Origin of the sequence: Nocardia otitidiscaviarum NBRC 14405 (genome assembly GCF_000308635.1) — a bacterium.
Taxonomy (GTDB): Bacteria; Actinomycetota; Actinomycetes; order Mycobacteriales; family Mycobacteriaceae; genus Nocardia; species Nocardia otitidiscaviarum.
The window spans coordinates 40,824-65,523 of the sequence record NZ_BAGD01000085.1 but is presented as its reverse complement, the minus strand read 5'-3'; the positions used below and the strand labels follow the sequence as shown (position 1 = coordinate 65,523).

General features: G+C 69.8%; 21 protein-coding genes and 3 pseudogenes. 14 read left to right on the top strand and 10 right to left on the bottom strand.

Features of this window, described 5'->3' with window-relative positions; translation table 11 throughout:
- The first annotated feature begins 2 nt into the window (after positions 1-2).
- On the top strand, positions 3-1,304 hold the full coding sequence (locus ON31_RS19065) for an MFS transporter (RefSeq protein WP_255222170.1): 1,302 nt from the start codon (positions 3-5) through the stop codon (positions 1,302-1,304).
- 17 nt (positions 1,305-1,321) lie between these two features.
- Here the strand turns inward: ON31_RS19065 and ON31_RS19060 are convergent, their stop codons facing one another.
- Together ON31_RS19060 and ON31_RS19055 are read right to left on the bottom strand one after the other, a co-directional pair.
- A complete protein-coding gene (locus ON31_RS19060; RefSeq protein WP_039815490.1) occupies positions 1,322-1,921 on the bottom strand; it encodes a GNAT family N-acetyltransferase in 600 nt (199 codons plus the stop codon).
- Positions 1,922-2,110: 189 nt separating this feature from the next.
- Entirely contained in the window at positions 2,111-3,178 is a 1,068-nt protein-coding gene (locus ON31_RS19055) for a YihY/virulence factor BrkB family protein (protein ID WP_051037473.1), read from the bottom strand.
- A 123-nt stretch (positions 3,179-3,301) separates the two neighbouring features.
- Between ON31_RS19055 and ON31_RS19050 the strand changes: the two genes are divergently transcribed.
- A complete protein-coding gene (locus ON31_RS19050; protein WP_039815488.1) occupies positions 3,302-5,023 on the top strand; it encodes a DEAD/DEAH box helicase in 1,722 nt (573 codons plus the stop codon).
- Between the two features lie 166 nt (positions 5,024-5,189).
- On the top strand, positions 5,190-6,740 hold the full coding sequence (locus ON31_RS19045; protein WP_039815486.1) for an APC family permease: 1,551 nt from the start codon (positions 5,190-5,192) through the stop codon (positions 6,738-6,740).
- Positions 6,741-6,767: 27 nt separating this feature from the next.
- Here ON31_RS19045 and ON31_RS19040 read toward each other — a convergent pair whose 3' ends face one another.
- Positions 6,768-7,370 carry a TetR/AcrR family transcriptional regulator gene (locus ON31_RS19040; protein WP_039815484.1) on the bottom strand — a complete coding sequence of 201 codons (603 nt, stop codon included), beginning with the start codon at positions 7,368-7,370 and terminating at the stop codon, positions 6,768-6,770.
- A 109-nt stretch (positions 7,371-7,479) separates the two neighbouring features.
- On the opposite strand from ON31_RS19040, the gene ON31_RS19035 reads away from it, so the two are divergent.
- Complete coding sequence (locus tag ON31_RS19035) at positions 7,480-8,220, top strand: SDR family oxidoreductase (RefSeq protein ID WP_039815483.1); 741 nt, start codon at positions 7,480-7,482, stop codon at positions 8,218-8,220.
- Between the two features lie 121 nt (positions 8,221-8,341).
- Here the strand turns inward: ON31_RS19035 and ON31_RS19030 are convergent, their stop codons facing one another.
- From ON31_RS19030 to ON31_RS19015, 4 genes are all read right to left on the bottom strand, one after another.
- Complete coding sequence (locus ON31_RS19030; protein WP_039815482.1) at positions 8,342-8,893, bottom strand: hypothetical protein; 552 nt, start codon at positions 8,891-8,893, stop codon at positions 8,342-8,344.
- Between the two features lies 1 nt (position 8,894).
- Positions 8,895-10,622, bottom strand: a complete 1,728-nt coding sequence (locus ON31_RS19025; protein WP_039815575.1) for a DEAD/DEAH box helicase — start codon at positions 10,620-10,622, stop codon at positions 8,895-8,897.
- 190 nt (positions 10,623-10,812) lie between these two features.
- On the bottom strand, positions 10,813-11,007 hold the full coding sequence (locus ON31_RS38055) for a DUF7455 domain-containing protein (protein WP_029924071.1): 195 nt from the start codon (positions 11,005-11,007) through the stop codon (positions 10,813-10,815).
- A 349-nt stretch (positions 11,008-11,356) separates the two neighbouring features.
- The gene (locus ON31_RS19015) at positions 11,357-13,141 is read right to left on the bottom strand and encodes an acyl-CoA dehydrogenase (protein ID WP_039815481.1); all 1,785 of its coding nucleotides are present in this window, start codon (positions 13,139-13,141) and stop codon (positions 11,357-11,359) included.
- A gap of 52 nt (positions 13,142-13,193) precedes the next feature.
- Here ON31_RS19015 and ON31_RS19010 point away from each other — a divergent pair, with 52 nt between their 5' ends.
- The 3 genes from ON31_RS19010 to ON31_RS19000 are packed head-to-tail and all read left to right on the top strand — an operon-like array spanning position 13,194 to position 15,282.
- The gene (locus tag ON31_RS19010) at positions 13,194-13,595 is read left to right on the top strand and encodes a DUF952 domain-containing protein (protein WP_051037471.1); all 402 of its coding nucleotides are present in this window, start codon (positions 13,194-13,196) and stop codon (positions 13,593-13,595) included.
- Between the two features lie 10 nt (positions 13,596-13,605).
- Positions 13,606-14,088, top strand: coding sequence for a cation:proton antiporter regulatory subunit (locus tag ON31_RS19005; protein ID WP_029924074.1), 483 nt, complete (start codon positions 13,606-13,608; stop codon positions 14,086-14,088).
- Between the two features lie 6 nt (positions 14,089-14,094).
- Positions 14,095-15,282, top strand: a complete 1,188-nt coding sequence (locus ON31_RS19000) for a cation:proton antiporter (RefSeq protein ID WP_039815478.1) — start codon at positions 14,095-14,097, stop codon at positions 15,280-15,282.
- Here the strand turns inward: ON31_RS19000 and ON31_RS18995 are convergent.
- Positions 15,181-15,882: a rhomboid-like protein gene (locus tag ON31_RS18995; protein ID WP_039815477.1), complete on the bottom strand. Its 702-nt coding sequence runs from the start codon at positions 15,880-15,882 to the stop codon at positions 15,181-15,183. The two genes, ON31_RS19000 and ON31_RS18995, sit on opposite strands and share 102 nt — an antisense overlap.
- 293 nt (positions 15,883-16,175) lie before the next feature.
- Between ON31_RS18995 and eat the strand changes: the two are divergent.
- The 4 genes and pseudogenes from eat to ON31_RS35245 all read left to right on the top strand — a co-directional run.
- Positions 16,176-17,593: pseudogene (gene eat / locus ON31_RS18990) on the top strand (ethanolamine permease).
- Positions 17,590-19,002: an ethanolamine ammonia-lyase subunit EutB gene (locus ON31_RS18985; protein WP_039815476.1), complete on the top strand. Its 1,413-nt coding sequence runs from the start codon at positions 17,590-17,592 to the stop codon at positions 19,000-19,002. The pseudogene eat and the gene ON31_RS18985 overlap by 4 nt, the downstream one beginning before the upstream one ends.
- Positions 18,999-19,319, top strand: a pseudogene (locus ON31_RS35250) (ethanolamine ammonia-lyase light chain EutC); the annotation flags it as partial. The gene ON31_RS18985 and the pseudogene ON31_RS35250, both read left to right, overlap by 4 nt.
- A 240-nt stretch (positions 19,320-19,559) precedes the next feature.
- Positions 19,560-20,060 (top strand): annotated as a pseudogene (locus ON31_RS35245) (ethanolamine ammonia-lyase light chain EutC); the annotation flags it as partial.
- A 66-nt stretch (positions 20,061-20,126) separates the two neighbouring features.
- Here the strand turns inward: ON31_RS35245 and ON31_RS18975 are convergent.
- Positions 20,127-20,558 carry a DoxX family protein gene (locus tag ON31_RS18975; protein ID WP_039815475.1) on the bottom strand — a complete coding sequence of 144 codons (432 nt, stop codon included), beginning with the start codon at positions 20,556-20,558 and terminating at the stop codon, positions 20,127-20,129.
- A gap of 100 nt (positions 20,559-20,658) precedes the next feature.
- Here ON31_RS18975 and ON31_RS18970 point away from each other — a divergent pair, with 100 nt between their 5' ends.
- Positions 20,659-21,234, top strand: a complete 576-nt coding sequence (locus tag ON31_RS18970; RefSeq protein WP_039815474.1) for a TetR/AcrR family transcriptional regulator — start codon at positions 20,659-20,661, stop codon at positions 21,232-21,234.
- Positions 21,235-21,248: 14 nt separating this feature from the next.
- Here ON31_RS18970 and ON31_RS18965 read toward each other — a convergent pair whose 3' ends face one another.
- A complete protein-coding gene (locus ON31_RS18965; protein WP_039815473.1) occupies positions 21,249-22,838 on the bottom strand; it encodes a Na+/H+ antiporter in 1,590 nt (529 codons plus the stop codon).
- A 68-nt stretch (positions 22,839-22,906) separates the two neighbouring features.
- Between ON31_RS18965 and ON31_RS34750 the strand changes: the two genes are divergently transcribed.
- Entirely contained in the window at positions 22,907-24,022 is a 1,116-nt protein-coding gene (locus ON31_RS34750) for a sensor histidine kinase (protein WP_051037469.1), read from the top strand.
- On the top strand, positions 24,019-24,666 hold the full coding sequence (locus ON31_RS18955; RefSeq protein ID WP_039815472.1) for a response regulator: 648 nt from the start codon (positions 24,019-24,021) through the stop codon (positions 24,664-24,666). The genes ON31_RS34750 and ON31_RS18955 overlap by 4 nt, the downstream gene beginning before the upstream one ends.
- Positions 24,667-24,700 lie beyond the last annotated feature (34 nt).

The window sequence follows — 24,700 nt, the reverse complement described above, 5'->3', positions numbered from 1 at the left end:
GCGTGACCGCGGTGAGTGGGTTCCGGGCGGCCGGTCCGGTGGTGCGCCTGCTGGTGCTGACCCAGTTGGCGTTCAATGTCGGATTCTTCATGGTGCTGCCGTATCTGGCGGTGCACCTGAGCGACGATCTCGCGCAGGGCTCGGCCGTGATCGGCGCGGTGCTGGGGTTGCGGACGGTCTCGCAACAGGGTTTGTTCATCGTCGGCGGGATACTGTCCGACCGTATCGGGGTGCGGCCGGTGGTGTTGCTGGGCTGCGCCTGCCGGGTGCTCGGATTCCTCGGATTGGGTCTGTCCACCGGTCTGGCGGGGATCGCCGTGGGGGCGGTGCTCACCGGTTTCGCCGGGGCGCTGTTCTCCCCGGCCGTGGAGGCCGCGCTCGCCCGCGCGGTCGCACCGGCGGCCACCGCGACGGACCCCGACCGCCCCGACGCTCGACTCGACAGTGCGCGTTCCGCGCGACTCGGCGCGTTCGCCCTGTTCACCGCCTTCGGTCAGTTGGGCACCTTCCTCGGACCGCTGATCGGGGCCGCCCTGCTGCTGGTCGACTTCACCGCCGCCTGCCTGGTCGCCGCCGCGCTGTTCGTGGTCATCGGTTGCGCCCAGCTGCGCTGGCTGCCCGGCGACCCCGGCGAGCGCTCACACGGTGATGCGGGATCGGTGTCCGGTTGGCGTGCGGCGCTGGCGAACCGCCGGTTCCTGGCTTTCGCCGCGGTGATGAGCGTGCAGCTCGTCGGTTACAACCAGCTCTACCTGCTGCTGCCATTGCAGGTGGACCGGGCGTGGGGGTCGGCGGCGCCGCTGAGCGTGCTGTTCGCGGTGGCGTCGCTGCTGGTGGTCTTCGGGCAGTTGCCGGTCACCGCCGTCGTCGCGGGTCTGCGGCCCGCGACCTGCCTGGCGGTCGGCCTGGCGTCGATGGCCGCAGCGTTCGCCGTCGGGGCGGCCGGTGCTGCGGCGAACCTGCGCGGCGTGGCGGCCCTTACCGTACTGGTCGGATTCATCCTGCTGTTCACGGTGGGCCAGATGATCGCCACCCCCACCGCTCGGGCGATGATTCCGAGCCTTGCCGGGGACCGCTGGCTGGGCACCTACTACGGGCTGTTCGCATCGATCGGGGGACTGGCGGTGCTGCCCGCGGCGACCGCCACCGGTCTGCTGTCCGACCTCCTACCTACCACCGGAATCGGTGCCGCAGGACCGTGGCTGCTCATGAGCGGAGCCTTCGCCCTCGCCACCGTGCCCACACTGCGCGGTGCCTCCCCGACGACGAGGATGCGCGCGGCCGAGGGCATGGCGAGCCGCTGATCAGCCAGCCCGGCCGCTCAGGGCGTCGGTCGGAGCATGGCCCAGTGCATCGGGCCGTCGTCGGGCAGCCGGACTTCGCCGACGACCTTGAATCCCAGCGATTCGTAGAACGGCAGATTCGCCGCGTCCTGCGTCTCCAGAAACGCCTGCACGCCTTCGGCATCCGCGGCGGCCAGGCCCGGGGCGATGACCGCCCGCCCCAGACCCCGGCCGCGCTGGTCCGGGTCCACACCGACCACGGCCAGACCCCAGACGGGTTCCGCGGGCCGGTGCGCCTCGATCACCGGACCGTCCATCGCGACAACGTCGGCGCGGCTGCCGCTGATGTCCTCGAATTCCGCGGCGAGATCCGCGAAGACGCTGAGCGGGGTGCGCGGGGTCAGCCAGACCGAGACGGCGCTGTGGTCGTCGGTTACCCACACCCGACCGTGGGGCAGGCCGATACCGCTGAGGAACAGGCGCTGGTAGCGGGCCAGGCGGGTGAGGTAGTCGTCCGGGGCCAGGCTGCGCCGGGTCATCGGATAGTGCTCGAAAGCGCGGGTGAGGGTGCGGACGGCGGGGTCGATATCGGTGGCGGTGGCGGAACGGACGTCGGCTCGATCGAATGGGTCACCCATACCCGCAAGATACCTGCGTGGCGCAGGGGATGACGGAAACGTCCATGCGATGGCAAGTACCGCAACCGTTTTCGGCCAGCGCCTCGGTGAGTGCAGGGATCCGTGACCGACGGAAACCCGGTGGTCGGGTCCTGCGCGCCTCACCACGGCCGTTGTGATCCGGGTGGCCGACGGTCGGCCCTGCGACGCTCAGACCGTGCGTACCGGCTGCGGGTCCGCGGGCGGCAGCGGGGGCGGGAGGTCGGTGTCCGGGTCGCCCTCGTCGGGGCCGATGTCCTCGGACAGCCGTCGGCGGCGGCGCTGCGCCAGCCACTGCTGGAACTGGGTCCAGCGGGTCTGCCGGGCGGGCCAGAACTCCTGCACGCTGGCATTGAACTCCGCGCCCAGGATCACCGCGAAGCCGAGAAAGAAGGTGAACAGCAGGAAGGCGATGGGGGTGGCGAGCGCGCCGTAGCTGATGCCGGTGCGGGTGACCCAGGTCAGATAGCGGCGCAGGCCCTCACTGGCGGCCATGAAGAACACACCGGCCACCAGCGCGCCGCCGAAGAGCCGGTGCCAGGGCAGGGTGCGGTGCAGGGCCAGTTTGTACAGGGTGGTCAAGCCCACGATGAGCAGCAGCGCCGTGCCCGGGTAATAGAAGCTGTCCACCAGCCGCAGTCCGGGTTCGCGCCAACTCTCCGGCAGCGCCCGGCCCACCAGCGCGGGTCCCAGCGCGACCAGCGGCAGGATGAGCACCGCCGCCACCAGGAAACCCACGTACAGCAACAGCGCGAACAGTCGTTGCCACACCGGATGTCGGGCATCGGCCTGACCGTGCGCGGCGGTGATGGCGTCCACGAAGGTGGCCATGGCCGAGGAGCCCGCCCACAGCGAGAGCACGAAGCCGAAGGACACCACACCGCCGTGCCCGCGCAACAGCACGTCGTTGACCGTCGGCGCGATGAGATCGTCGACCACGCTGGGGCTGAACAGCTTCCGGCTGAAACTGATCACCTTGGATTCCACGATCTGCACGGTGTCGGGACCGAACCAGCCGCCCACGTAGCCGAGGCTGCCGAGCAGACCCAGCAGCAGCGGGGCCAGCGACAGCGTCTGCCAGAACGCGGCCGCGGCCGACTTGGCGAAAATCGAATCGTCCCACGCCTTCACGGCCACGTGGGCGACGAGTTCCCAGCCGCGGCGCACGGCGGCGGCGACATGCGCGAGCGCGCCGCTCGGTGCGGCGGATGTCGCAGAAGGGCCAGCGTGCTCGTTCATGGTGGTTACAGCATCGCCCACCTGGGTTGCGGTTGGCTTGCGACCTGCCAATGTGTCGGGAACCACCCAACTGTGATGTGTCGAATTGGTGCGGTGTCGGTCGCGGTCGCTAATCTCTTCCGAGTGACTTCGGGTGGTGGCGGTTCGCTTCGTGCATGGCAGCGTAGGGCTCTCACCAAGTATCTGACGTCGAAGCCACGGGACTTCCTCGCGGTGGCCACGCCCGGTGCCGGTAAGACCACGTTCGCGCTGCGTATCGCCGCCGAACTGCTCACCGACCGCACCGTCGACCAGATCACCGTGGTCGCGCCGACCGAACACCTCAAACACCAGTGGGCGGCCTCGGCGCAGCGCAGCGGACTCCAGCTCGACTCCAACTTCTCCAACTCCACGGGCTCCACATCGTCGGATTACCACGGTGTGGTCGTCACCTACGCGCAGGTGGCCTCGCATCCGTTCAAACACCGAGTGCGCACCGAGAACCGGCGCACGCTGGTGATCTTCGACGAGATCCACCACGCCGGTGACGCCAAGAGCTGGGGAGAGGCGGTCGAGGAGGCGTTCGGCGACGCCACCAGACGCCTGGCGCTGACCGGTACGCCGTTCCGCAGCGACGACTCGAAGATTCCGTTCGTGAGTTACGAGCCCGACGAGTCGGGCTTCGAGAAGTCGCGCGCCGACCACACCTACGGCTATTCCGAGGCCCTCGCGGACGGTGTCGTGCGTCCGGTGGTCTTCCTCGCCTACAGCGGTGACGCGCACTGGCGCGACAGCGCGGGCGAGGAGTATCAGGCCCGGCTCGGTGAACCGCTGAGCGCCGAGCACACCGCCCGCGCCTGGCGCACCGCGCTCGACCCCGCCGGTGACTGGATGTCGAAGGTGCTCACCGCCGCCGACACCCGCCTGCGGCAGCTGCGCGCCACCGGGATGCCGGACGCGGGCGGCCTGATCATCGCCACCGATCAGGAGAAGGCCCGCGACTACGCCGAACTGATCGAGCACATCTCCGGCAGCAAGCCGACCGTGGTGCTCTCCGACGATCCGGGCTCCTCCGACCGCATCGACCAGTTCAGCCGGAGCACCGACCCGTGGATGGTGGCCGTCCGCATGGTGTCCGAGGGCGTCGACGTGCCCCGGCTGGCGGTGGGTGTGTACGCCACGTCCGCGTCGACGCCGCTGTACTTCGCGCAGGCCATCGGACGGTTCGTGCGTGCGCGCAGACCCGGGGAGACCGCGAGCGTCTTCCTACCCTCGGTGCCGGTGCTGCTCGACCTGGCGGCGCAGCTGGAGATCCAGCGCGACCACGTAATCGGCAAACCGCACCGCGAGGCCAGCGCCCTCGAGGACGAACTGCTCATCGACGCCAACCGGCAGCAGGACGAGCCGGGGGAAGAAGAGCGCAAGTTCGTCGCCCTCGCCGCCGACGCCGAACTCGACCAGGTCATCTACGACGGCGACTCCTTCGGCACCGCGACCTTCGCGGGCAGTGACGAGGAGGCCGACTACCTCGGCATTCCGGGTCTGCTCGACGCCGACCAGATGCGGGCGCTGCTGCGTGACCGGCAGACCCGGCAGTTGCAGGAGCGCAGCGCGGCGGTGGACACCGCGGTGCGACCGGAGTCGGGGGCCGGCATCACCGCGGCCACCGAGCGGGCGGCGACCGCCGACCGGCTCGGGGAACTGCGTCGGGAGCTGAACAGCCTGGTTGCCATGCATCACCATCGGACCGGAAAGCCGCACGGGGTGATCCACGGAGAACTGCGGCGCGAATGCGGGGGACCGCCCACGGCTTTGGCGACCGCCGATCAGCTCGAGCAGCGGATCGCCGCACTGCGCCGGATGTAGGACGGCGGCACCCGGGAAGCCGCGCCGCTGTCCCTGCGGCTCGAGCGCGGACCTACGTGGCTCGGATGCGGCCCCGCCGTTCGGGTGCGGCCCCCGCTCGGGTGTGCTCCGCTCGGATGTGGCCTCGGATTCCTGGTTGCGGGATTGTTGCCATTAACCTTGTTCGGTGACTTCTCCGAGCACCCTGCGGTCGGGTGCGCTTTCCCTGGCGTCCAGCGTCGTCATCGGTGTGGCCTCCGCCGGGCCCGCGTACAGCATCACCGCCACCCTCGGCCTGGTGGTCGCGGCCGTGGGGTTGCAGGCCCCGATCATCGTGCTGCTGGCGTTCGTGCCGATGCTGCTGGTGGCCATCGGATATCGGGATCTCAATGCGGTGGAACCGGATCCGGGGACCAGCTTCGTGTGGGCGACGCGGGCGTTCGGACCGTTCACGGGGTGGATGGCCGGGTGGGCGATCGTGGTGTCGGATCTGCTGGTGATGGCGAGTCTGGCCCAGATCAGCGCGCAGTACACCTTCCTGCTGGTGGGTGCCGACGGGATCGGATCGGACGCCACCAGCTGGTGGGTGTTGTTGCTGGGCATTGTCTATCTGGTGGTCATGACCGCGGTGGCGGTGGCCGGGATCGATGTGTCGGCGCGGTTGCAGTCCTGGCTGCTGGCCGTCGAGTTCGTGATCCTGGTGCTGTTCGCGGTGGTCGCGCTGGTGCGGGTGTTCCTCGGGCACGCCGCCGTGGGTGCGGCGACGCCGAGTTGGGAGTGGTTCGACCCGTTCGCGATCGGCTCGTTCAACGATTTCGTGACCGCGCTGCTGCTCATGGTGTTCATCTACTGGGGGTGGGATTCGGCGGTCTCGGTGAACCAGGAGACGGTGGACCCGCGCCGCACGCCGGGCCGGTCGGCGGTGCTGTCCACCATCACCCTCGTCGCGCTGTACCTGCTGGTGACGGTGGCGGCGCAGGCCTTCGCGGGCAGCGGCACCGAGGGGCTGGGCCTGGCCAATCCGGATCATGTCGACGATGTGCTCGGCGCGCTCGGCACCGCGGTGTTCGGCGCGGGCCCGGTCGGCTCGTTCCTGGTGCACCTGCTGTTCCTCATGGTGCTCACCTCGGCCGCGGCCTCCACCCAGACCACGATTCTGCCGACCGCCCGCACCACCTACTCCATGGCGCTGCATCGCGCGCTGCCGGAGGCGTTCGGCCGCGTCCATCCGCGCTTCCGCACCCCGATCGTCTCGACGGTGGTGTTCGGCGCGCTGTCGGTGCTGCTCTATGTGGCGTTGAACTTTGCCTCCGGCGGGCGGCTCATCGCCGACGCGGTGACGGCCATCGGCATCTCCATCGGTGTCTACTACGGTCTCACCGGCGTCAGCTGCGCCTGGCTGTACCGGCACGAATTCGCTTCGGACCGAAGGGCTCTGGTCATGAAGGGCGTGCTGCCCGCGCTCGGCGGCGGCATGCTGCTGTTCGCGGCGGGCTGGACGGCCGTCACGTCCTGGCAGGCCGATTACGGCGATTCCGCCTGGACGCTGCCCTTCCTGCCGCACTGGCAGATCGGCGGGGTCTTCCTGCTCGGCGTGGGCACCCTGCTGCTCGGGGTGCCGCTGTATCTGCTGCTCGCCCGCTCCATGCCGGAGTTCTTCCGGGGTGAGGTGCTGGCGCGGCGACTGCCCGCGCCGTCGGAGCGGATCGTCGAATCCGATGTGACGCCGCGCGCCTGAGGTCGACAAGCGCTGGGCGGCAAGGGATCAGCGCGTCGGTACCGGCCAGGCCGCCATGGCGGTGTCGATGGAGCGTTGCAGTTCGCGGTCGTCCACGCCGTCGCGGGCCTGAATGGACAGTCCGTACAGCACGGTCGCGTAGAAGGCGGCGAGGGCATCGATATCGGTGCCCGGCGGCAGATCCCCGTCGGCGACACCGCGTTCCAGTCGCCGCCGGATGTCTTCGGTTGTGCACCTGCGCATATCGATGAGGAAGTCGCGGACGGCGGTATTGCGGGTGGTGTAGGTGGAGCCCGCCAGCACCACCATGCAGCCGCGCGGGGAGCCGGGGGTGGTGTAGGAGCGGGCGTTGTCGCGCAGCATGGCCTCGATGCTGGCGCGGGCGGTGGGCTCCTCGCGCAGGGCGCGTTCGGTCAGGCCGCCCTCGGTGCGGCCGTAGAGCGCGACGGCCTCGCGGAACAGCGCCTCCTTGCCGCCGAAGGCAGCGTAGAGGCTGGGGGAGTTGATGCCCATGGCGGTGGTGAGGTCGGTCATGGACGCGCCCTCGTAGCCGTGCTCCCAGAACACCTCCATGGCGCGCCGCAGCGCGATGTCGCGGTCGAACGCCCGTGGCCGTCCGCGTTCCGCCATGGCGGACTCCTTTCTGTGTCGATCGTTAAATATACCCCTTGACGCGACCGCCCGGCCTCTGCTTGGGTATTTATGTACTGATCGACACAAAAAGTGATGGAGGGTTCCGATGTCGGATCTGACGGGCAAGGTGGCGCTGGTGACCGGTGGCAGCCGGGGGATCGGCGCGGCGATCGCCCGCGCGCTCGCCGCCGCGGGCGCGGATGTGGCGCTGACGTATCAGGCCAATGACGTGCTGGCGAAGAACATGGTCGCCGAACTCGAGGCGCTGGGTCGTCGGGCCGTGGCCATTCGGGCCGACAGCGCCGACGCCACCGCGGTGGCCGCCGCCGTCGACCGCGCCGCCGCCGAGCTCGGCCGGCTCGATGTGCTGGTCAACAACGCGGGCATCTTCCCTGCCAAGCCGTTCGAGGAGTTCACCGTCGACGAGATCGACAACGCCCTGCACATCCACGCCCGCGCCCCGTTCGTCGCCGCGCAGGCCGCGCTGAAGTATCTGACCGAGGGTGGCCGCATCATCAGCATCGGCACCAACCTGGTCGAGCACGCGCCATTCGGCGGACTGGCGCTCTACAACCTGAGCAAATCGGCCCTCAACGGTTTCACCAAAGCCCTTGCCCGCGAACTCGGCCCGCGCGGCATCACCGTCAATCTCATCCAGCCCGGCTCCACCGACACCGATATGAACCCGGCCGACAGCGATCACGCCGAGGGGCAGGTCCAGCTCACCGCCCTGGGCCGCTTCGGTGTGGCCACCGATATCGCCGCCGCCGTCACCTATCTCGCGAGCGATTCCGCCCGCAGCGTCACCGGCGCGTTCCTCACGGTCGACAGCGGAACGAACGCCTGACCCGCGGCCGGTCGCGATTCGGCTCAGATCGGCGAAGTCGCCATCGCGCACGCCGTACTCCTGGGAGACCCGAGGATGGTCGACGGTGATTTCCACGGTCGCCCAGCCGTGTCGACCGTCGTCAGGCGAGGTCGAAGAACCGGGCGGGATCCAGACTGTCGATGGGGGTCCAGCGGGCCGGGGCGGGCTCCGGGCCCTCCTCGGTCGCGCCGCCCGTGCGGTAGCCCTGGAGGTCCAGGGCCAGCCAGGGATTCTCGTCCACCATGCGAGCGAGGGTGTAGCAGGTGGCGAGCATGTGGACGCAGCGCGTGGTGCGGGCGCGGCAGGAGCAGTCCGCGCTGGTGAGGGTGGGTGCCAGGGTGATGCCCGCGGCGCGGATCGCCGCGTGCATCTCGTCGGTCGGGGTCAGCGCACCGGCGGGGACGAGTTCGGCGATGGTGCGGGTGGCGGCCCCGGTCAGCGGCGCGAACTCCAGGTAGGTGACCGACGCCTCGGAACCGCGGTGGATGGTGGCGCGCACCACGGTGTGCTCGACCTCCGTCCGCACCCCGCCGTGCCGGGCGATGCTGCGGGCGCGGGGCAGCAGCGGTTCGGGTTTGGTCACCGAGAGCGGTTCGGCCAGGCGCACCCAGTCCATACCCCAGGTCGTGAAACCGAATTCGTTGTCGGGCATATCAGTTGCCTCGCTTCCGGCGCAGCAGTTCCATGAGTCGGTCGTCGTCGAGGCGGGCCAGGGTCGCCACCCCGGCGGCATCGGTGAGATCGGTGAGCGCGGATTTGCGATCGTGCATGCCCGCGATGTGCTCCTCGATGGTGGTGCCCGAGGTCAGCGTGGTGACGGTGACCGTGCGGGTCTGCCCGATGCGGTGCGCGCGATCGGAGGCCTGCGCCTCCACCGCCGGATTCCACCAGCGGTCGAAATGCACCACATCCGCCGCCCGGGTCAGCGTCAGCCCCGTCCCGGCCGCCTTCAGGCTCAGCACGAGAACCGGTGGGCCGTCGGCGGATTGGAACCGCCGCACGATCTCGGCGCGCTCCTGCTGGTTCAGCCCGCCGTGGAAGAACGGGGCCGTCACCCCGAACCGTTCGGCGCACAGCCGCACCAGCAGCTCCCCGGTGCGCCGGTACTGCGTGAACACCAGTGTGGGCGCGCCCACCTCCACATTGTTGGCGAGAATATCGGCGCATACATCGAACTTGCCCGAGCGCCCGGACAATTCGTCCAGCTCACCGGTGACGAGGCCGGGATGGTTGCACACCTGCTTCAACTCGGTCAGCACCGCCAGCACGCGCGTGTGCCGTTGCGCTCCGGACCCGAAGCCTTCCGCCTCGGCGCGGTCGAGCAGCCGGTCGTAGAGCGTCTCCTGTTCGGCGGTCAGATCGCAGACCAGGTCGCTGTGGATCTTGGGCGGCAGGCTCGCCGCCACCTGTGCCTTGCGCCGCGCCAGCACCACCGGTTCGATGGCGTCACGCAGCCGCAGCACCGCCTCGGCCGACCCCTCGTGCACGGGTCGCACGAATCGCCGCCGGAACTGCGACCGGTGCGTGAACTCCCCGGGCACCACCAGGTTGAGCAACGCCCACAGCTCGTCGAGATGGTTCTCCACCGGGGTTCCGGTGAGCGCCACCCGTACCGCCGCGTCGATGGCCCGCGCCGCCTTGGCCACCTGCGTGCGCGGATTCTTCAGGACCTGCGCCTCGTCGAACACCACCGCGGCCCAGTGTGTTTCGGCCAGGACGGGGCCGTGCCCGCGCAGCGTGGGATAGCCGGTGACCACCACCGTGCCCGCCGTGGCGTGCGGCGGCTGCCCGCCCCGCCAGGCGACGGCGCGCAGGCCGGGCGCGAATCGTTCGATCTCGTGCACCCAGTTGCCGACCAGGGAGGTCGGGCACACCACCAGTTGCGGTCCCTCGGCGGCCCGCCCCAGCAGGAAGCCGATGGCCTGCACCGTCTTCCCGAGGCCCATCTCATCGGCCAGGACCGCACCGCCGTGCGCGGTGGTCGTCTCCCGCAGCCAGGTGATGCCGCGGGCCTGGTACGGCCGGAGTTCCGCCTTCAGGCCCGAGCGCAGTTCGCCGGAGAGGGCCACCGTCTCCCGCAGGGTTCGCAGTGCCCGCTCGGCGGACACCACGGCCGTTCCCGCCGCATTGGGCACCGCGTGCGCGGCGGCGGGGAGCGGACCGGGTGTGTCGGTGAGCGCCGCGAGCCACGCCCGGCCGGAGCCCGCGAGGTCGGGCAGTGTCAGTGTCGGGAGTCGCTCGGGTTCCACCAGGGCGCATTCGACGTCGGCGATCTCGATCCGCCGCCCGGACGGCACGGCCAGCGCGACGGTCTCCCGCTCCCCGATACCGCGCGGGGCGGCGCCGGGGCCGGTTCCAGCCCAGGTCCAGAGGGCGAACATGTGCCGGTCCGGCAGGTAGGTGACGTGGATGGCGGACAGGGGACACCTCGATTCGGTTCGTGTCAAATCGGCGGGCAGAGAGCGCGACAGCGGGCGACCGTGTGGTCGCCCGCTGTCGGGTTTTCTGTTGGGAAGATTCAGTTGTCGAGCGGACCCCTCGCGTTCACATACCGCGAGGCGGAGGAGCTGATTACAGCGCCGGTGCCGACTCCGTGTCGATCACGGCTTCGAGCTCACGAAGACGATCCATGTGCTCATTGGCGTGATGCTGGCAGAAGAGCAACTCTCCACCACCGGGAAGGGTCGCACGCACGCGCGCGCCTGCCCCGCAGCGGTCGCAACGGTCGACCGCGGTCAGTGGGGTGCTAGTCAGGGTTCCTGGCATGACTCCTCCGTCCTGGCTCCGGGTGCTCACACACCGTTCGCCTGGTGTGGGGCTCACGGACCTCTCCGTGAGCTCGCTACCGCTACTTCCCAGCAGTGGCTATGACTACTTTGTCAGACGTTCGGGACGGGGGCTTTGTTCCCGAGAATGTTTCTTTGTGTTTTCGATAACACGACCTGCGGTTTCGCTAGAAGCGAACAGCCCGCGGCCGCATTCGCGAAACGCCGATATCACCCTCCGGAACAGGCCGATCCATTTGTCTTATCGGGAGACTACCCGGGGGCACCGACACTCACACTCCGATTGGATATCGGCACGGACTCGGTAGCAAACGCGAGTAGGACTCGTTTCAGAACCAGGACTCGTCCAGGTCCAGCGTGGTCCGGTCGCGCGAGACCAGCAGGTCGAACAGCGGACCGGTCCGCGGCAGCTCCCAGCGGAAGAAGTAGCGCGCCGCCGCGCGCTTGCCGAGCGCGAAGGCGTCGCCGCCGCTGGCAACCAGGGACTGCTGCAACCAGATCCAAGCCAGCACCACATGCCCGACCGCCTCCAGATACGCCGCGGAGTTGGCCAGCGCCGTCTCCGGATGGAGGTCCTGCCACAGCGTGGCGGTGGTGGTGGCGACCCGGCCCGCCGCCAGGTCCAGGGCGTCGGCGAAGGCGGTGAGCTCCGTATCGCCGGTGTCGCGCGCGGCGGTCACCGTGGTCGCGATGGCGTCGAGCAGGGCGGTGAGCGCGCTGCCCCCGTCGGCGGTGACGGCCCGGCCCAGCAGGTCCAGGCTCTGAATGCCGTGCGTCCCCTCGTGAATGGGATTGAGCCGGTTGTCGCGGTAGTGCTGTTCGACGTCGTAGTCGCGGGTGTAGCCCGCACCGCCGAGCACCTGGATGGCGAGATCGTTGGCGGTCAGGCACCACTGGGACGGCCAGCTCTTGGCGACCGGGGTGAGGATGCGCAGCAGCACGGCGGCGCGCTCGGCGTCGGTACCGGTGCGCAGATCGTCGACCAGCTTGGCGCAGTACAGCTGGAGCGCGAGCGCGCCCTCCGCGTACGCCTTCTGCGCCAACAGCATCCGCCGCACATCCGGATGCCGCACGATGGGCACCTGCGCGCCGTCGCGCACCCCCTGCGGGCGGCCCTGCGGCCGCGTGCGGGCGTAGTCCAGGGATTTGAGGTATCCGGTGTAGCCCAGGGCGGTGGCGGCCAGGCCGACGCCCAGGCGCGCCTCGTTCATCATCGAGAACATATACGCCAGACCGCGATTGGGCTCGCCGACCAGGTAGCCGACGGCACCGGCGGCTCCACCCGGGGTGTAGCGGCCGTCGCCGAAGACCGGCGCGGTATTGACCGTGCCGCGCCATCCCATCTTGTGGTTGATGCCCGCCAGCGCCACGTCGTTGTGTTCGCCCGGCGTGCCGTCGGCGGCGGGCAGGTACTTGGGCACGATGAACAGCGAGATGCCGCGGGTGCCCGCCGGTGCGTCGGGGATCCGGGCCAGCACCAAATGCACGATATTGTCCGAGAGTTCGTGATCCCCGCCGGAAATCCACATCTTGCGGCCGAACAGCCGGTAGGTGCCGTCCTGCTGGGGGACCGCCCGGGTGGTCATGTCGGCGAGATTGGATCCGGCGTGCGGCTCCGACAGCGCCATGGTGCCGAAGCTGCTGCCGTCGAGCATGGGGCGCAGGAAGCGGTCGACCTGCTCCGGGCTGCCGTGCGTGGCAAGCAGATTGGCATTGCCGACGGTGAGCAGCGCGTATCCGGTGGTGCCCACATTGGCGGCGTGGAACCACGACATGCAGGCGGTGAACACGCTGTAGGGCAGCTGCATGCCGCCGACCTCGTAATCCATGGCCGCGCCGATCATCCCGGCATCGGCGAAGGCCCGCAGCGCCTCGCCGACCGCGGGGATGATGTGCACCTTCTCCCCGTCGAAGGTGGGCTCGTGCAGGTCGCTGTCGCGGTTGTGCGGCGCGAAGTAGCGGGCGGCGAGATCCTGGCTCAGCCGCAGCACCTGGTCGAAGGTCTCGCGCGAGTGGTCGCCGTAGCGGTCCCGCGTCGTCAGCGACTCCACGTCCAGCCAGTCGTAGAGCAGGAATTCGATATCGCGGGCGGACATGATGAGCGACGGGTTCATGGCCACCGGTCTATCAGAGACCGCGCGTCGTGGACACCGCTAGCGTGGCGGCATGGCACTCGACGCACCCGAGACGGTATCGGAGTACAGCGGCCCGCTCCTGCACATCTGTTCGCGGGCGGACTGGGAGGCGGCGCGCGCGGCCGGGGAACTGCGCGCTCCCTCGTTGGCCGAGGTCGGCTTCATCCATCTGTCCGCACCGCGGCAGGTGCACCTGCCCGCCGATCGCCTGTTCGCGGGCCGCCGCGACCTGGTGCTGCTGTGGCTGGACCCGGCCCGCCTGACCGATCCGGTGCGCTGGGAGCCGGGCGTGCCGACCGACCCGGAATCCATGCGGTTTCCGCATCTCTACGGGCCGCTGCCGGTGGCGGCGGTCGTCGAGGTCACCGAGTTCCGGCCCGGTCCGGACGGTCGCTTCGTGCCGGTGGAGCTGCCGCGGGGGGATCTGTCCTAATCTGGACGTCGTGAACGTCGACGTTACTGCGCTGCCCGGCATCGGTGTGCGGAAAGATTTCGAGTCCCGCGGCGGTCGCCGGATCGGAGTGGTGGTGCACCGCGACGGGGGCATCGACCTGATCGTCGCGCAGCGTGACGATCCCGATGCCTGCCTGGCCCAGGTGCCGCTGACCACCGACGAGGCGGCGGTACTGGCCAATCTGCTCGGCGCGCCGCAGCTGGTGGAGAGCCTCAAGGAAGACCATCGGGACCTGCCCGGCATCACCACCCGGCAGCTCCCGATCAACAACAATTCGCCCTACCGGGGGCGGATGCTGGGGGAGACCGGGATGCGCACCCGCACCAAAGCCTCCATCGTGGCGATCATGCGGGCCGGACAGCTGCATCCTTCGCCCGGCCCGGACTTCGTCCTCGATTCCGGTGATCTGCTCGTCGTGGTCGGCACACCGCAGGGCCTGGACGCGGCCGCGCGTATCCTCGCCGACGGCTGAGGCGGCGTGGATCCGACGGCGCTAGGACTCGTCGAACTCGGCGCGATCTTGTTCGTGCTCGGCTGGATGGGCCGGATCGCCGGACGGTTCGGCATGTCGCCCATTCCGCTGTACCTGCTGGGCGGGCTGGCCTTCGGTACCGGCGGGATCGTGGAATTGCACGTCGCGGTCGAATTCGGCCATCTCGCCGGGGAAATCGGCGTCGTGCTGCTGCTCCTGCTGCTCGGGCTCGAGTACACGGCCGCGGAACTGGTGACCGGGCTGCGGCGATCCTGGCTGGCCGGGCTGCTCGATATCGTCGCCAACGCGACGCCCGGTGTGCTGGTGGCGCTGATCCTCGGCTGGGGCACGGTCGGCGCGATCACCATGGGCGGAGTCACCTACATCTCCTCTTCGGGCATCGTGGCGAAGGTCCTCAACGACCTCGGCCGACTCGGTAACCGCGAGACGCCGGTGATCCTGTCCATCCTCGTCTTCGAAGACCTGGCCATGGCGGTGTACCTGCCCATCCTCACCGTCATGCTGGCCGGGCTGGGCTTCGCCGCCGGGCTGAAGACACTCGCCATCGCCATGCTCGCCATCACGGTGGTGCTCGTCGTCGCGTTGCGCTACGGCAGGTACGTCTCGGCGGTCGTGGACAGCGAGGACCGGGAGGTGTTCCTGCTCAAACTGCTGGGCGCGGCGCTGCTGGTCGCGGGGGTGGCGTCGGCGCTGAACGTCTCGGCCGCGGTCGGCGCGTTCCTGCTCGGCATCGCCATCTCGGGATCGACCGCCCAGCAGGCGGCGAAACTGCTGGAGCCGCTGCGGGACCTGTTCGCGGCGATCTTCTTCGTGGCCTTCGGTCTCAATACGGATCCCACCGCCATTCCACCGGTGCTCGGCTGGGCGGTCGCACTGGTCGTTGTCACCACCCTGACCAAGGTGGGCACCGGGTGGCGGGCGGCCAAACGGCAGGGCATCCGGCGGATGGGTCGGGCCCGTGCGGGTGCTGCGCTGGTGGCGCGCGGCGAATTCTCGATCGTCATCGCCGGATTGGCGGTGACGATGGGCGGCGTCGACGGTGAACTCGCCGCGCTGGCCTCGGCCTACGTACTACTGATGGCGATACTCGGGCCGATCGCCGCCCGGCTGGTCGAACCCGCCGTCGGCTTCATCAAGCAGGACCGGCCCCGCGCCGAGCCCGTGGGGCGCTGACTCGCGTTCCAGCCGCCGGGTGGCGAAGACCGCCGATCCGGCGATGAGGAAGCCGATGGTCATGGCCAGGACGTGGCCGTAGTCGGTGAACGTGCGCCCGCGCACCGCCGCCCCGACGTAGACGATGATGAGCAGGCCCGCCCACAGCAGTCGCGGCACCCCCCGCAGTCGGAAGGTGAGCGCCGCCAGCACGGCCGAAATGCCGTAGCTGGGGCCGACATCCGAGGCCAGCGCCACCCGCAGCGGAATCAGGCGATGCTCCACGGCGTAGGCGATTCCGGTGACGGTGCCGAGTGTGGCCCCGACGTGCCCGATGGCGAACACACCGATCCAGCGCAGGGTGCCCAGCCAGCGTTCGGCGGCGGCCATCACCGTCAGGAAGGTGATGATGAACTCCCACGGGAAGTCGCCGTCCACCCAGAACGCCGAGGCCACCAGCACCTGGACAGGGTCGCGGCGCATATTCGCGAGGTTGGTGGAGGCCGAGAAGATGATGTGGCGGTCGGTGATCTCGTTCGCACCCCGCAGCGTCCAGTAGGTGACGAAGAGCGTGAACGCGTAGCAAACGCTGGCCGGTGCCGCCGCCAGGTGGTCGCGCACGGCTCGCACCGCCCGCCGCGGCCGGTGTGGTCGCCGCCACCAGCTACACCACCGGCGTAGCTCGTCGGCGAGATCGAGGGTCCGGGTCCACGGGGACCGGTACCGGTGCGGTACGGGCGGCATAGCTGCGATTGTGCTCGGTCCGCGGCGGATCGGCACGCACGCGGGTCCGTAACGCGGCGTCATGCCGCCACAAACTCGTAGTTACACATCAGCAATATAGGTCCGGAGGATCTACAGGTCAGCCCTCTGGGCATGTGACCAACCGAGTACGAGGGGTACGGGCAACCTGCATGACGACTGCTTCGAGGCCGACGGCGGACACCGCCGAGGATTATCTGGCCAAGCGGACCCTGCGCTCCGGATCGGCGGGCTGGCTGCTGCTGGCCGGGCTCGGCGTGAGCTATGTGATCTCCGGTGACTATTCCGGATGGAATTCGGCCTGGCCGAGGGCGGATTCGGTGGGCTCTTGATCGCCACCGTCCTCATCGCGGGCATGTACCTGGCCATGGTGCTGGGTATGGCGGAACTGTCGGCGGCGCTGCCCGCGGCGGGCGGCGGCTACACCTTCGCCCGCCGGGCGCTCGGGCCGTGGGGCGGATTCGCCACGGGCACCGCGGTTCTCATCGAGTACGCCATCGCACCGGCGGCCATCGCCACCTTCATCGGCGCGTATGTGGAGTCGCTGAACCTGTTCGGGATCACCGACGGCTGGTGGGTGTATCTGGCGGTGTACGCGCTGTTCATCGGCATTCACCTGGCCGGGGCGGGGGAGGCGCTCAAGGTGATGTGCGCGATCACGGTGATCGCGCTGATCGGGCTGGTGGTGTTCGCGGTGGCGGCCTGGGGCCGTTTCGACCTGGGCAATCTCACCGATATTCCCGTCGATACCGGGGCGGCGGGGGCCTCGGAGTTCCTGCCGTTCGGCGCTTTCGGCGTCTGGGCGGCGATTCCGTTCGCGATCTGGTTCTTCCTGGCCGTCGAAGGGGTGCCGCTGGCCGCGGAGGAGGCGCGCGAGCCGGAGAAGAACGTGCCCAAGGGCATTATCGCGGCCATGCTGGTGCTGCTGGTGACCGGCGGCAGCGTACTGGTGCTGTCCACGGGAGCGATTGGCGCGCAAGCGCTCTCGACCTCCGGAAATCCGCTGGTCGAGGCGCTGGGCAGTGGTGGCGCGGCCACGGCGGTGAACTACATCGGCCTGGCCGGGCTGGTGGCCAGCTTCTTCTCCATCGTCTACGCCTACTCCCGGCAGACCTTCGCGCTGTCGCGGGCCGGATATCTGCCGACCAGCCTGTCGGTCACCAACTCCCGCAAGGCCCCGGTGTGGGCGCTGATCGTGCCGGGTGTGATCGGTTTCGGGCTGTCGCTGACCGGCGAAGGCGCGATGCTGCTGAACATGGCCGTCTTCGGGGCGGCGGTCAGCTACGTGCTCATGATGGTGAGCCATATCGTGCTGCGGGTGCGCGAGCCGGGTATGCGGCGGCCGTATCGCACCCCGGGTGGCGTGGTGACCACCGGGTTCGCGCTCGTGATCGCGTGTGTGTCCGTGGTAGCGACCTTCCTGGTGGATCCGGTGGCCGCGGGCTGGACGTTCGCCGCGTTCTGCGCCTTCATGCTCTATTTCGCCCTCTACAGTCGCCATCGGCTGGTCGCGGCCTCACCCGATGAGGAGTTCGCGATCCTGGCCCGCGCCGAGAAGGAGCTCGAATGACGGTGTACCAGCAGCGCATCGGCGGCGTGAGTTACCGGTTCGACGGGTTGGTCGAGCTGTTGGCCAAGGCGACGCCGCGCCGCAGCGGTGACGAATTGGCCGGGTGCGCGGCGCATTCCGACGCCGAACGGGCGGCCGCGCAGTGGGCGCTGGCGGAGGTGCCGCTGCTCACCTTCCTGAACGACGTGGTGGTGCCGTACGAGAGCGACGAGGTCACCCGGCTCATTGTCGACACCCACGATCGCGTCGCGTTCCAGCAGATTTCGCACCTGACCGTGGGCGGACTGCGGGACTGGCTACTGGCGGTGGCCGCCACCGAACACGCGGCCGCCACCTTCGCAGCCGTATCCCGTGGGCTCACACCGGAAATGGTGGCGGCGGTCAGCAAGCTCATGCGTAATCAAGACCTCATCGCGGTCGCCTCGGCCACCGAGGTGCGGTCCGGATTCCGCACCACGGTGGGACTTCCGGGCACCCTGGCCACCCGCTTGCAGCCCAACCATCCCACCGACGATCCGCGCGGTATCGCCGCCGCCGTACTGGACGGGCTGCTGCTCGGCTGCGGCGACGCCGTGATCGGCATCAATCCGGCCACCGACTCGCCACGGGCCACCGCGGATCTGCTGCACCTGCTCGACGAGGTGCGGCAGCGGTTCGACATTCCGACGCAGTCGTGTGTGCTCTCGCACGTCACCACCACGCTCGGGCTGATCGAGGCGGGTGCCCCGGTGGATCTGGTGTTCCAGTCCGTGGCCGGCACCGAGGGCGCGAATTCCGGGTTCGGCGTGAATATCTCGCTGCTGCGGGAAGCGAATGCGGCGGGGCGCGCACTGGGTCGCGGGACGGTCGGCGACAATGTCATGTACCTGGAGACCGGGCAGGGGTCGGCGCTCTCGGCGGGCGCGCACCTCGGCACCGGCGGGAACCCGGTGGACCAGCAGACCCTGGAGGCCCGCGCCTACGCGGTCTGCCGTGATCTCGATCCGCTGCTGGTGAATACGGTGGTCGGGTTCATCGGTCCGGAATACCTCTACGACGGCAAGCAAATCATCCGCGCGGGACTCGAGGACCACTTCTGCGGCAAACTGCTGGGCCTGCCCATGGGCGTGGACGTCTGCTACACCAACCACGCCGAGGCCGACCAGGACGATATGGATACCCTGCTCACCCTGCTCGGCGCGGCCGGTGTCGCCTTCGTCATCGCGGTGCCCGGGGCCGACGACGTCATGCTCGGGTACCAGAGCCTCGCCTACCACGATGCCCTGTACGTGCGAAAGGTGCTGGGGCTGCGGCCAGCTCCCGAATTCGCGGGCTGGCTGGACCGGCTGGGCATGCTGGACGCCGACGGCCGGGTGCGGCCGGTCGAGCCGCTCACCTCGCCGCTGCGCGCCCTGGCGAGTGCGTCATGAGGCCCGTGCGCGGCGATAGCCTCCGTACCGATACCGCCCGTACGGGTACCTCGGAGGAGTTCTGGGCCGAGTTGCGGCGCACCACCCAGGCGCGGATCGGGTTGGGCCGCACCGGGGACGCGCTGCCCACCGAACGGGTGCTGGACTTCCGGGCCGCGCATGCGGCGGCGCGGGACGCGGTGCACACGCCACTCGCGGTGGACGACCTGGCCGCGCGGGTGGCGGAGCTCGGTCTGGGGCGGCCGACGCACGTGCGTAGTCGCGCGGCGGACCGATCGGAGTATCTGCGCCGCCCGGACCTCGGACGACTGCCCGCGATCGCGGCGGGTGCGATCGAGCGGACGCGCACGAGCGCGCCGGAAGCCGCCGCATACGCCATCGAGCCGCATTCCGTCGCGTCGAATGCCACCGCGTCGAGTGTTACCGCGACGGATGCGCCAGGGACGGCACGTACGCCCTCTGTGCGCGCCGTGGTCGGGGAGGCACTGTCGCCCTCGGCGGGTGGGCGCACCGGTCCGGGCATCGAGATGGATCCGAGTAGTCATGTCGGGCAGAGGGTTTCGGCGTCACCCGGAACCGGGGCCGATATCGGTTTCGTGCTCGCCGACGGTTTGTCGCCCCGGGCGCTCGCCGAACACGGTGTGCCCATGCTGCGGGCACTGGTAGCGGTGTTGGGGGAGCGCTACACCCTCGCCCCGCCGGTCATCGCCACCCAGGCGCGGGTGGCGCTGGGTGATCACATCGGTGAAAGTCTCGGCGTCGCAACCGTTCTGGTACTCATCGGGGAGCGTCCCGGCCTGTCGGTCGCCGACAGCCTCGGCATCTATCTCACCCACCTGCCGCGTCCGGGGCGGGCCGACTCCGAGCGCAATTGCATCTCCAATATCCATCCGCCGGAAGGGCTCGGCTACGAGCGTGCGGCGCGGGTGGCGGCGGGTCTGGTCGAGGGCGCCCGCAGACTCGGGCGCTCCGGTGTGGATCTGAAGGACACCTCGGTGAGCGCGCTGGTGCCCGGTGTCGACGCGCTCGTTCTCGAGGCGGGTGGCGCGCAGGTGTGAGCCGACAGGTGATCGCCCCCCGCATTCGTGCGGGGGGCGATCATCCGGTGCGCCTGGCGGCTTCCGTCAGAACGCGGCCAGTACGCAGGCGGCGAGGAAGACGCCCTGCACCACCGTGCGAGCGGGCAGCGGCATCGTCTTGACCCCGCCGCCGGTCCGCGCGGCTCGGATATTGGCCGGGAACATGACGATCAGCAGCGCCGCCAGACACAATGCCGCGACCGGGGCGACCGGCGGCAGCAGCAGGCCCACCGCACCGGCCGCCTCCAGGACGCCGGTGAGGGTGATCATGGCCGCCGCGTTGGGGAAGGCGGGCGGGACCATGGCGATCAGGGCGTCACGTTTGGGCTGGGTGAAATGCGCGCTCGCGGTCAGCAGGAACATGGCGGCCAGACCGACGCGTGTGGCGTGTGGCCAGGAGTCGAGCCAGTCGACACCGAGCAGGCCGATGAGGCGAGACAGTCCGGTGACGGCGATGAGGGCGATGAGTGGCGCCATGGGGCACTCCTGAGGGGCGAGCAGCGAATCTTGACAATGGCTAGATTAGAACCCGCGGCGAGAACTTGTCAATGACAAGATTTGGCGTCAGGATCGAGAGATGACCAAGAGCGCCTACCATCACGGCGACCTGCGCGCCGCGCTGCTGCGGGCCGCGGCCGAACAGATCGCTCAGGACGGCGTGGACGCGGTATCACTGCGCGCCCTCGCCCAGCGGGCCGGAGTCTCGCATGCCGCACCCGCCCATCACTTCGGCAACAAACAGGGACTGCTCACGGAACTCGCCATCGAGGGATTCGAACTGCTGGCGGCGGAATTGCACGGCGCGGCAGGGGATTTCCGTGCCGTGGCCCTCGCCTACATCGGCTTCGCGCGGCGCAACCCCGGCCATTTCGACGTCATGTTCCGGCGCGACCTGCTGTGCGTCGACGATGATCGGCTGATCGCGGCACGCCGTCGCTCCGGGGCGGAATTACGGTCCGGCATAGCGGAATTGGGCATCGATCAGGAGGACCACCGGGCCGGTCAGCTCGCGGCCTGGTCGCTGGTGCACGGTTTCGCGCATCTGTGGCGTGAGGGCGCGCTGGTGGGATCGGATCTCGGTGGCGACGATCCCGAGGCATTGGCGCTGGCCATGGTGTCGGCCGTCCGATTCGAGAGTGGTACCGCCGACTGACCGGGCGGCCGAGATCAGGGCATGGGGTTGGACCGCAGGTCCAGGCGGCGCATCACCCGATCCACCACATCCGGTGGGATACCCGGTTCGCGGCGGGCCGTCAGGGCTTCGGTGCGGCCCGCCTCCATCACCTCATGGGTGATCCGGCGCATCTCGGTGGTGAACTTCAGGGTCTTGTCGGTGGCGAGGCGGGCCTTGTCGTCGGCCGCCTCCGGATCGGCTTGGGCCAGGCGGCGTTCGAAGGATTCGCGCAGCCGCACGTAGACGTCCTCCGGCAGATCCTCGGTGGTCGAAATCTGTTTCAGGCGGGCCAGTTCCGCATTGAGGACCCGCGTCCACAGTTGGCGTTCCAGGGTGCGTTCGAGTTCGGTGTCGGCGTGCACACCGGTCGCGCGCACCACGGCGGGCAGTGTCGGGCCCTGGAGCAGCAGGGTGAACAGCACGACGGCGAAGGCGGTGAACAGGATCTCGGTGCGCCCGGGGAAGGGCTCGCCGTCGGCGGTGGTGAACGGCACGGCGAGGGCCAGCGCGACCGTCGCCACGCCGCGCATCCCCGCCCACCAGGTGACCAGGGTTTCCCGCCAGGTGTAGGGCTCATCCTTGTCGCGGGTGCGCCACCAGCCCCGGAAAACCGCGGTGGTGCCCAGCAGCCACAGCAGGCGCAGCCCGACCACCACCGCCACCACGGCCGCCGCTCCGGTGAGGAAGCGCGGCCAGTCCGGGCCGGTGGTGCGCAACACGGTGCTCAGTTCCAGGCCGATGAGGCCGAAAGCGAAACCGGTGACCAGCATTTCGGTGATCTCCCAGAAGGAGTCGCCCACCGTCCGATAGGCGCTGTCGCTGAAATCCGTTGCCGCGTCGGTCAGATACAGCGCGCTCACCAGCACCGCCAGCACTCCCGAACCGCCGCGGGCGTCGGCGATGCCGTAGGCCGCGAAGGGCAGCAGCAGCCCCAGCGCCACCTGCCACGGCGCTTCGCTCAACCGCTTCATGAGCATGGTGCCCAGCCAGCCCAGCGCCAACCCCACGCCCACCGCGACCAGCGCCGACAGCACGAACTCCCAGGCTGCGCTCCACGCCGAGAACGTCCCGGTCAGCACCGCCTGAACGGCCACCGTGTAGATGACGATGGCGGTGACGTCGTTGAACAGCCCCTCACCCTCGAGCACCGACACCAGGCGGCGCGGCAGCCCCAGCTTGCCCGCCAGCGCCGAGACCGCCACCGGATCCGGTGGCGCCACCAGCGCGCCCAACGCCACCGCCGCGGCGATCGGCACCGTCGGGAACATCTCGTGGAACACCCAGGCCGTGGCCGCCGTGGTCACGATGACCAGCACCACCGCCCGCATGACGATGGCACTCCAGTTGTCGGCGAACTGACGCCACGAGGTGCGCCGCGCCTGGGCGTAGAGCAGCGGCGGCAGCACCATCGGCAGGATCAGCTCCGGATCGATGTGGATCTCCGGCACCGAGGGAATGAGGGCGAGCACACATCCGAAGGCCGTCATGAGCACGGCCGGAGCCTGCCCTATCCGCTTGCCCAGCGGCTGCGCCAGGATCGTCGCGAACAGGACCAGGAAGATCAACTCCAACTGGTGGTGCACCTCCGCCAGTTTGCTGTCGATGCGCTGGATTGTCGAACCGGCTCGCTCGGCCCGCTAGGGTCGGGCCTATGCGTCGCCTCCTGTTCGCGCTGTGCGTGCTGCCCGCCGGGCTGGCCGCGCTGCTGGAGTTGAATGCCACGGGGTCGCTGCCGTGGACGGGCGTGGACGCGGGCGGGGCGGCGCTGGGGAGTTGGGCCTGCTGGACGGCGGCGCGGGAGGACGCGGTGCCACTCCTCCGACGCGCCGGGGTGGTGGCCGCCCTGGCGGGGCTGGTGCTCGTGATCGTCGCGGTGAGCCTGTGGTCGCCGGGCGGGCACGGTTGGGCGGTGGCCTCGGCGTGGGTGGCCGTGGTCGCCAGCGGGGTGACCGCGTCGCGGATCGTCGGCATCGCCGACGCCGGGCTCACCGGTGCGCTGGCCGTTGCGGCGGTCGGCTCGGCCTTCGCCCTGCGGACCGCCGATGCGCCGACGGCGGTGTTGATCGTCACCGTTCCGACGGTCACCGCGCTGGGCATCGGGTTGCTCGTGCGGGCCCAGCGCCAGCGGCTGGTGGCCGAGCGCAGTGCGGCCGTCGCGGGCGAACGTGCCCAGATGGCAAGGGAACTGCACGATGTCATCGCGCACGAGGTGATGGGGATGGTGGTGCTGGCGCAGGCCGCACAGGCGGGAGCGGGGGAGCGGACCCGGCCGCTGCTGGAACGCATCGAACAGTCGGGGCGGCGGGCACTGGGCGATATCCGTTCGCTGGTCGACACCCTGGGCGACGGTGCGGGCTCGCGCGGCACCTACGACCTCGACGATCTGGTCTCGCGTTTCGCCGATACCGTCGCCGCCGAGGTGGTGTCGGACATCGACCCGGACGTGCGTGACGCCGGAGTGGCCGATGCGGTGCTGTTGGCGGCGCACCGGGTGCTGGCGGAGGCGTTCAACAACATTCGGCGCTATGCCGCCGACGCGAGCCGCATCGATACGGTGGTGCGGGTCCGTGGTGCCGAGTTGATCGTCGAGGTGTGTGACAACGGTTCCGGGACAGCGGGATTGGGTGGCGGCGGTGGCACCGGGCTGACCGGACTGACCGCGCGAGCGGCGGCGGTGGGCGGCAGCGTCACCGCGGGTCGTCGGCCCGACGGCCGCTGGCGGGTGTCCGCGCGGCTCCCGGTCGATGGAAAGGCTGGCGGGATATGACGATTCGGGTACTGATAGCCGACGACCAGGAGATGGTGCGCATGGGTTTCGCGCTGATCCTCGACAGCGCGCCCGATATCGAGGTGGTGGCCCAGTGCGCCGACGGTGCCGCGGCGGTGGCGGCCGTGCGCGAGCATCGGCCCGATGTGGCGCTGCTGGATATCCGGATGCCGCGACTGGACGGACTCCAGGTGTGCCGCCAGATCAGCGGCGAGACGCGCGTGGTCGTGGTGACCACCTTCAACGACGACGACTATGTCGATACCGCGCTCGCCCACGGGGCGACCGGATTCCTGCTCAAGGACTCGGGTCCGGACCTGTTGCTGGCCGCCGTGCGTGCGGCCGTCGCCGGTGACGCCCTGATCGGCCCGGAACTCACCACCGGGCTGCTGCGCCGCACCCACGCCCGCGCGGGCCGCCGGGTGCCACCCGAACTGGCGGCCGCGATCGCCGCCCTCAGCCCACGCGAACTGGAGGTGACCCGGCTGGTGGCGCAGGGCGCGACCAATGCGGAGATCGGGGAGCGGCTACACCTGTCGCTCGGCACGGTGAAAACCCATATCGCGAGCGTGCAGCGGCGGCTGTCGGCCCGGAATCGGGTGGAGGTGGCGGCCCGCGCCTGGCGGGGCGGGCTCATGGACTGAGATCGGCCGATCGGCCGACGCGGGTGAGCGGATA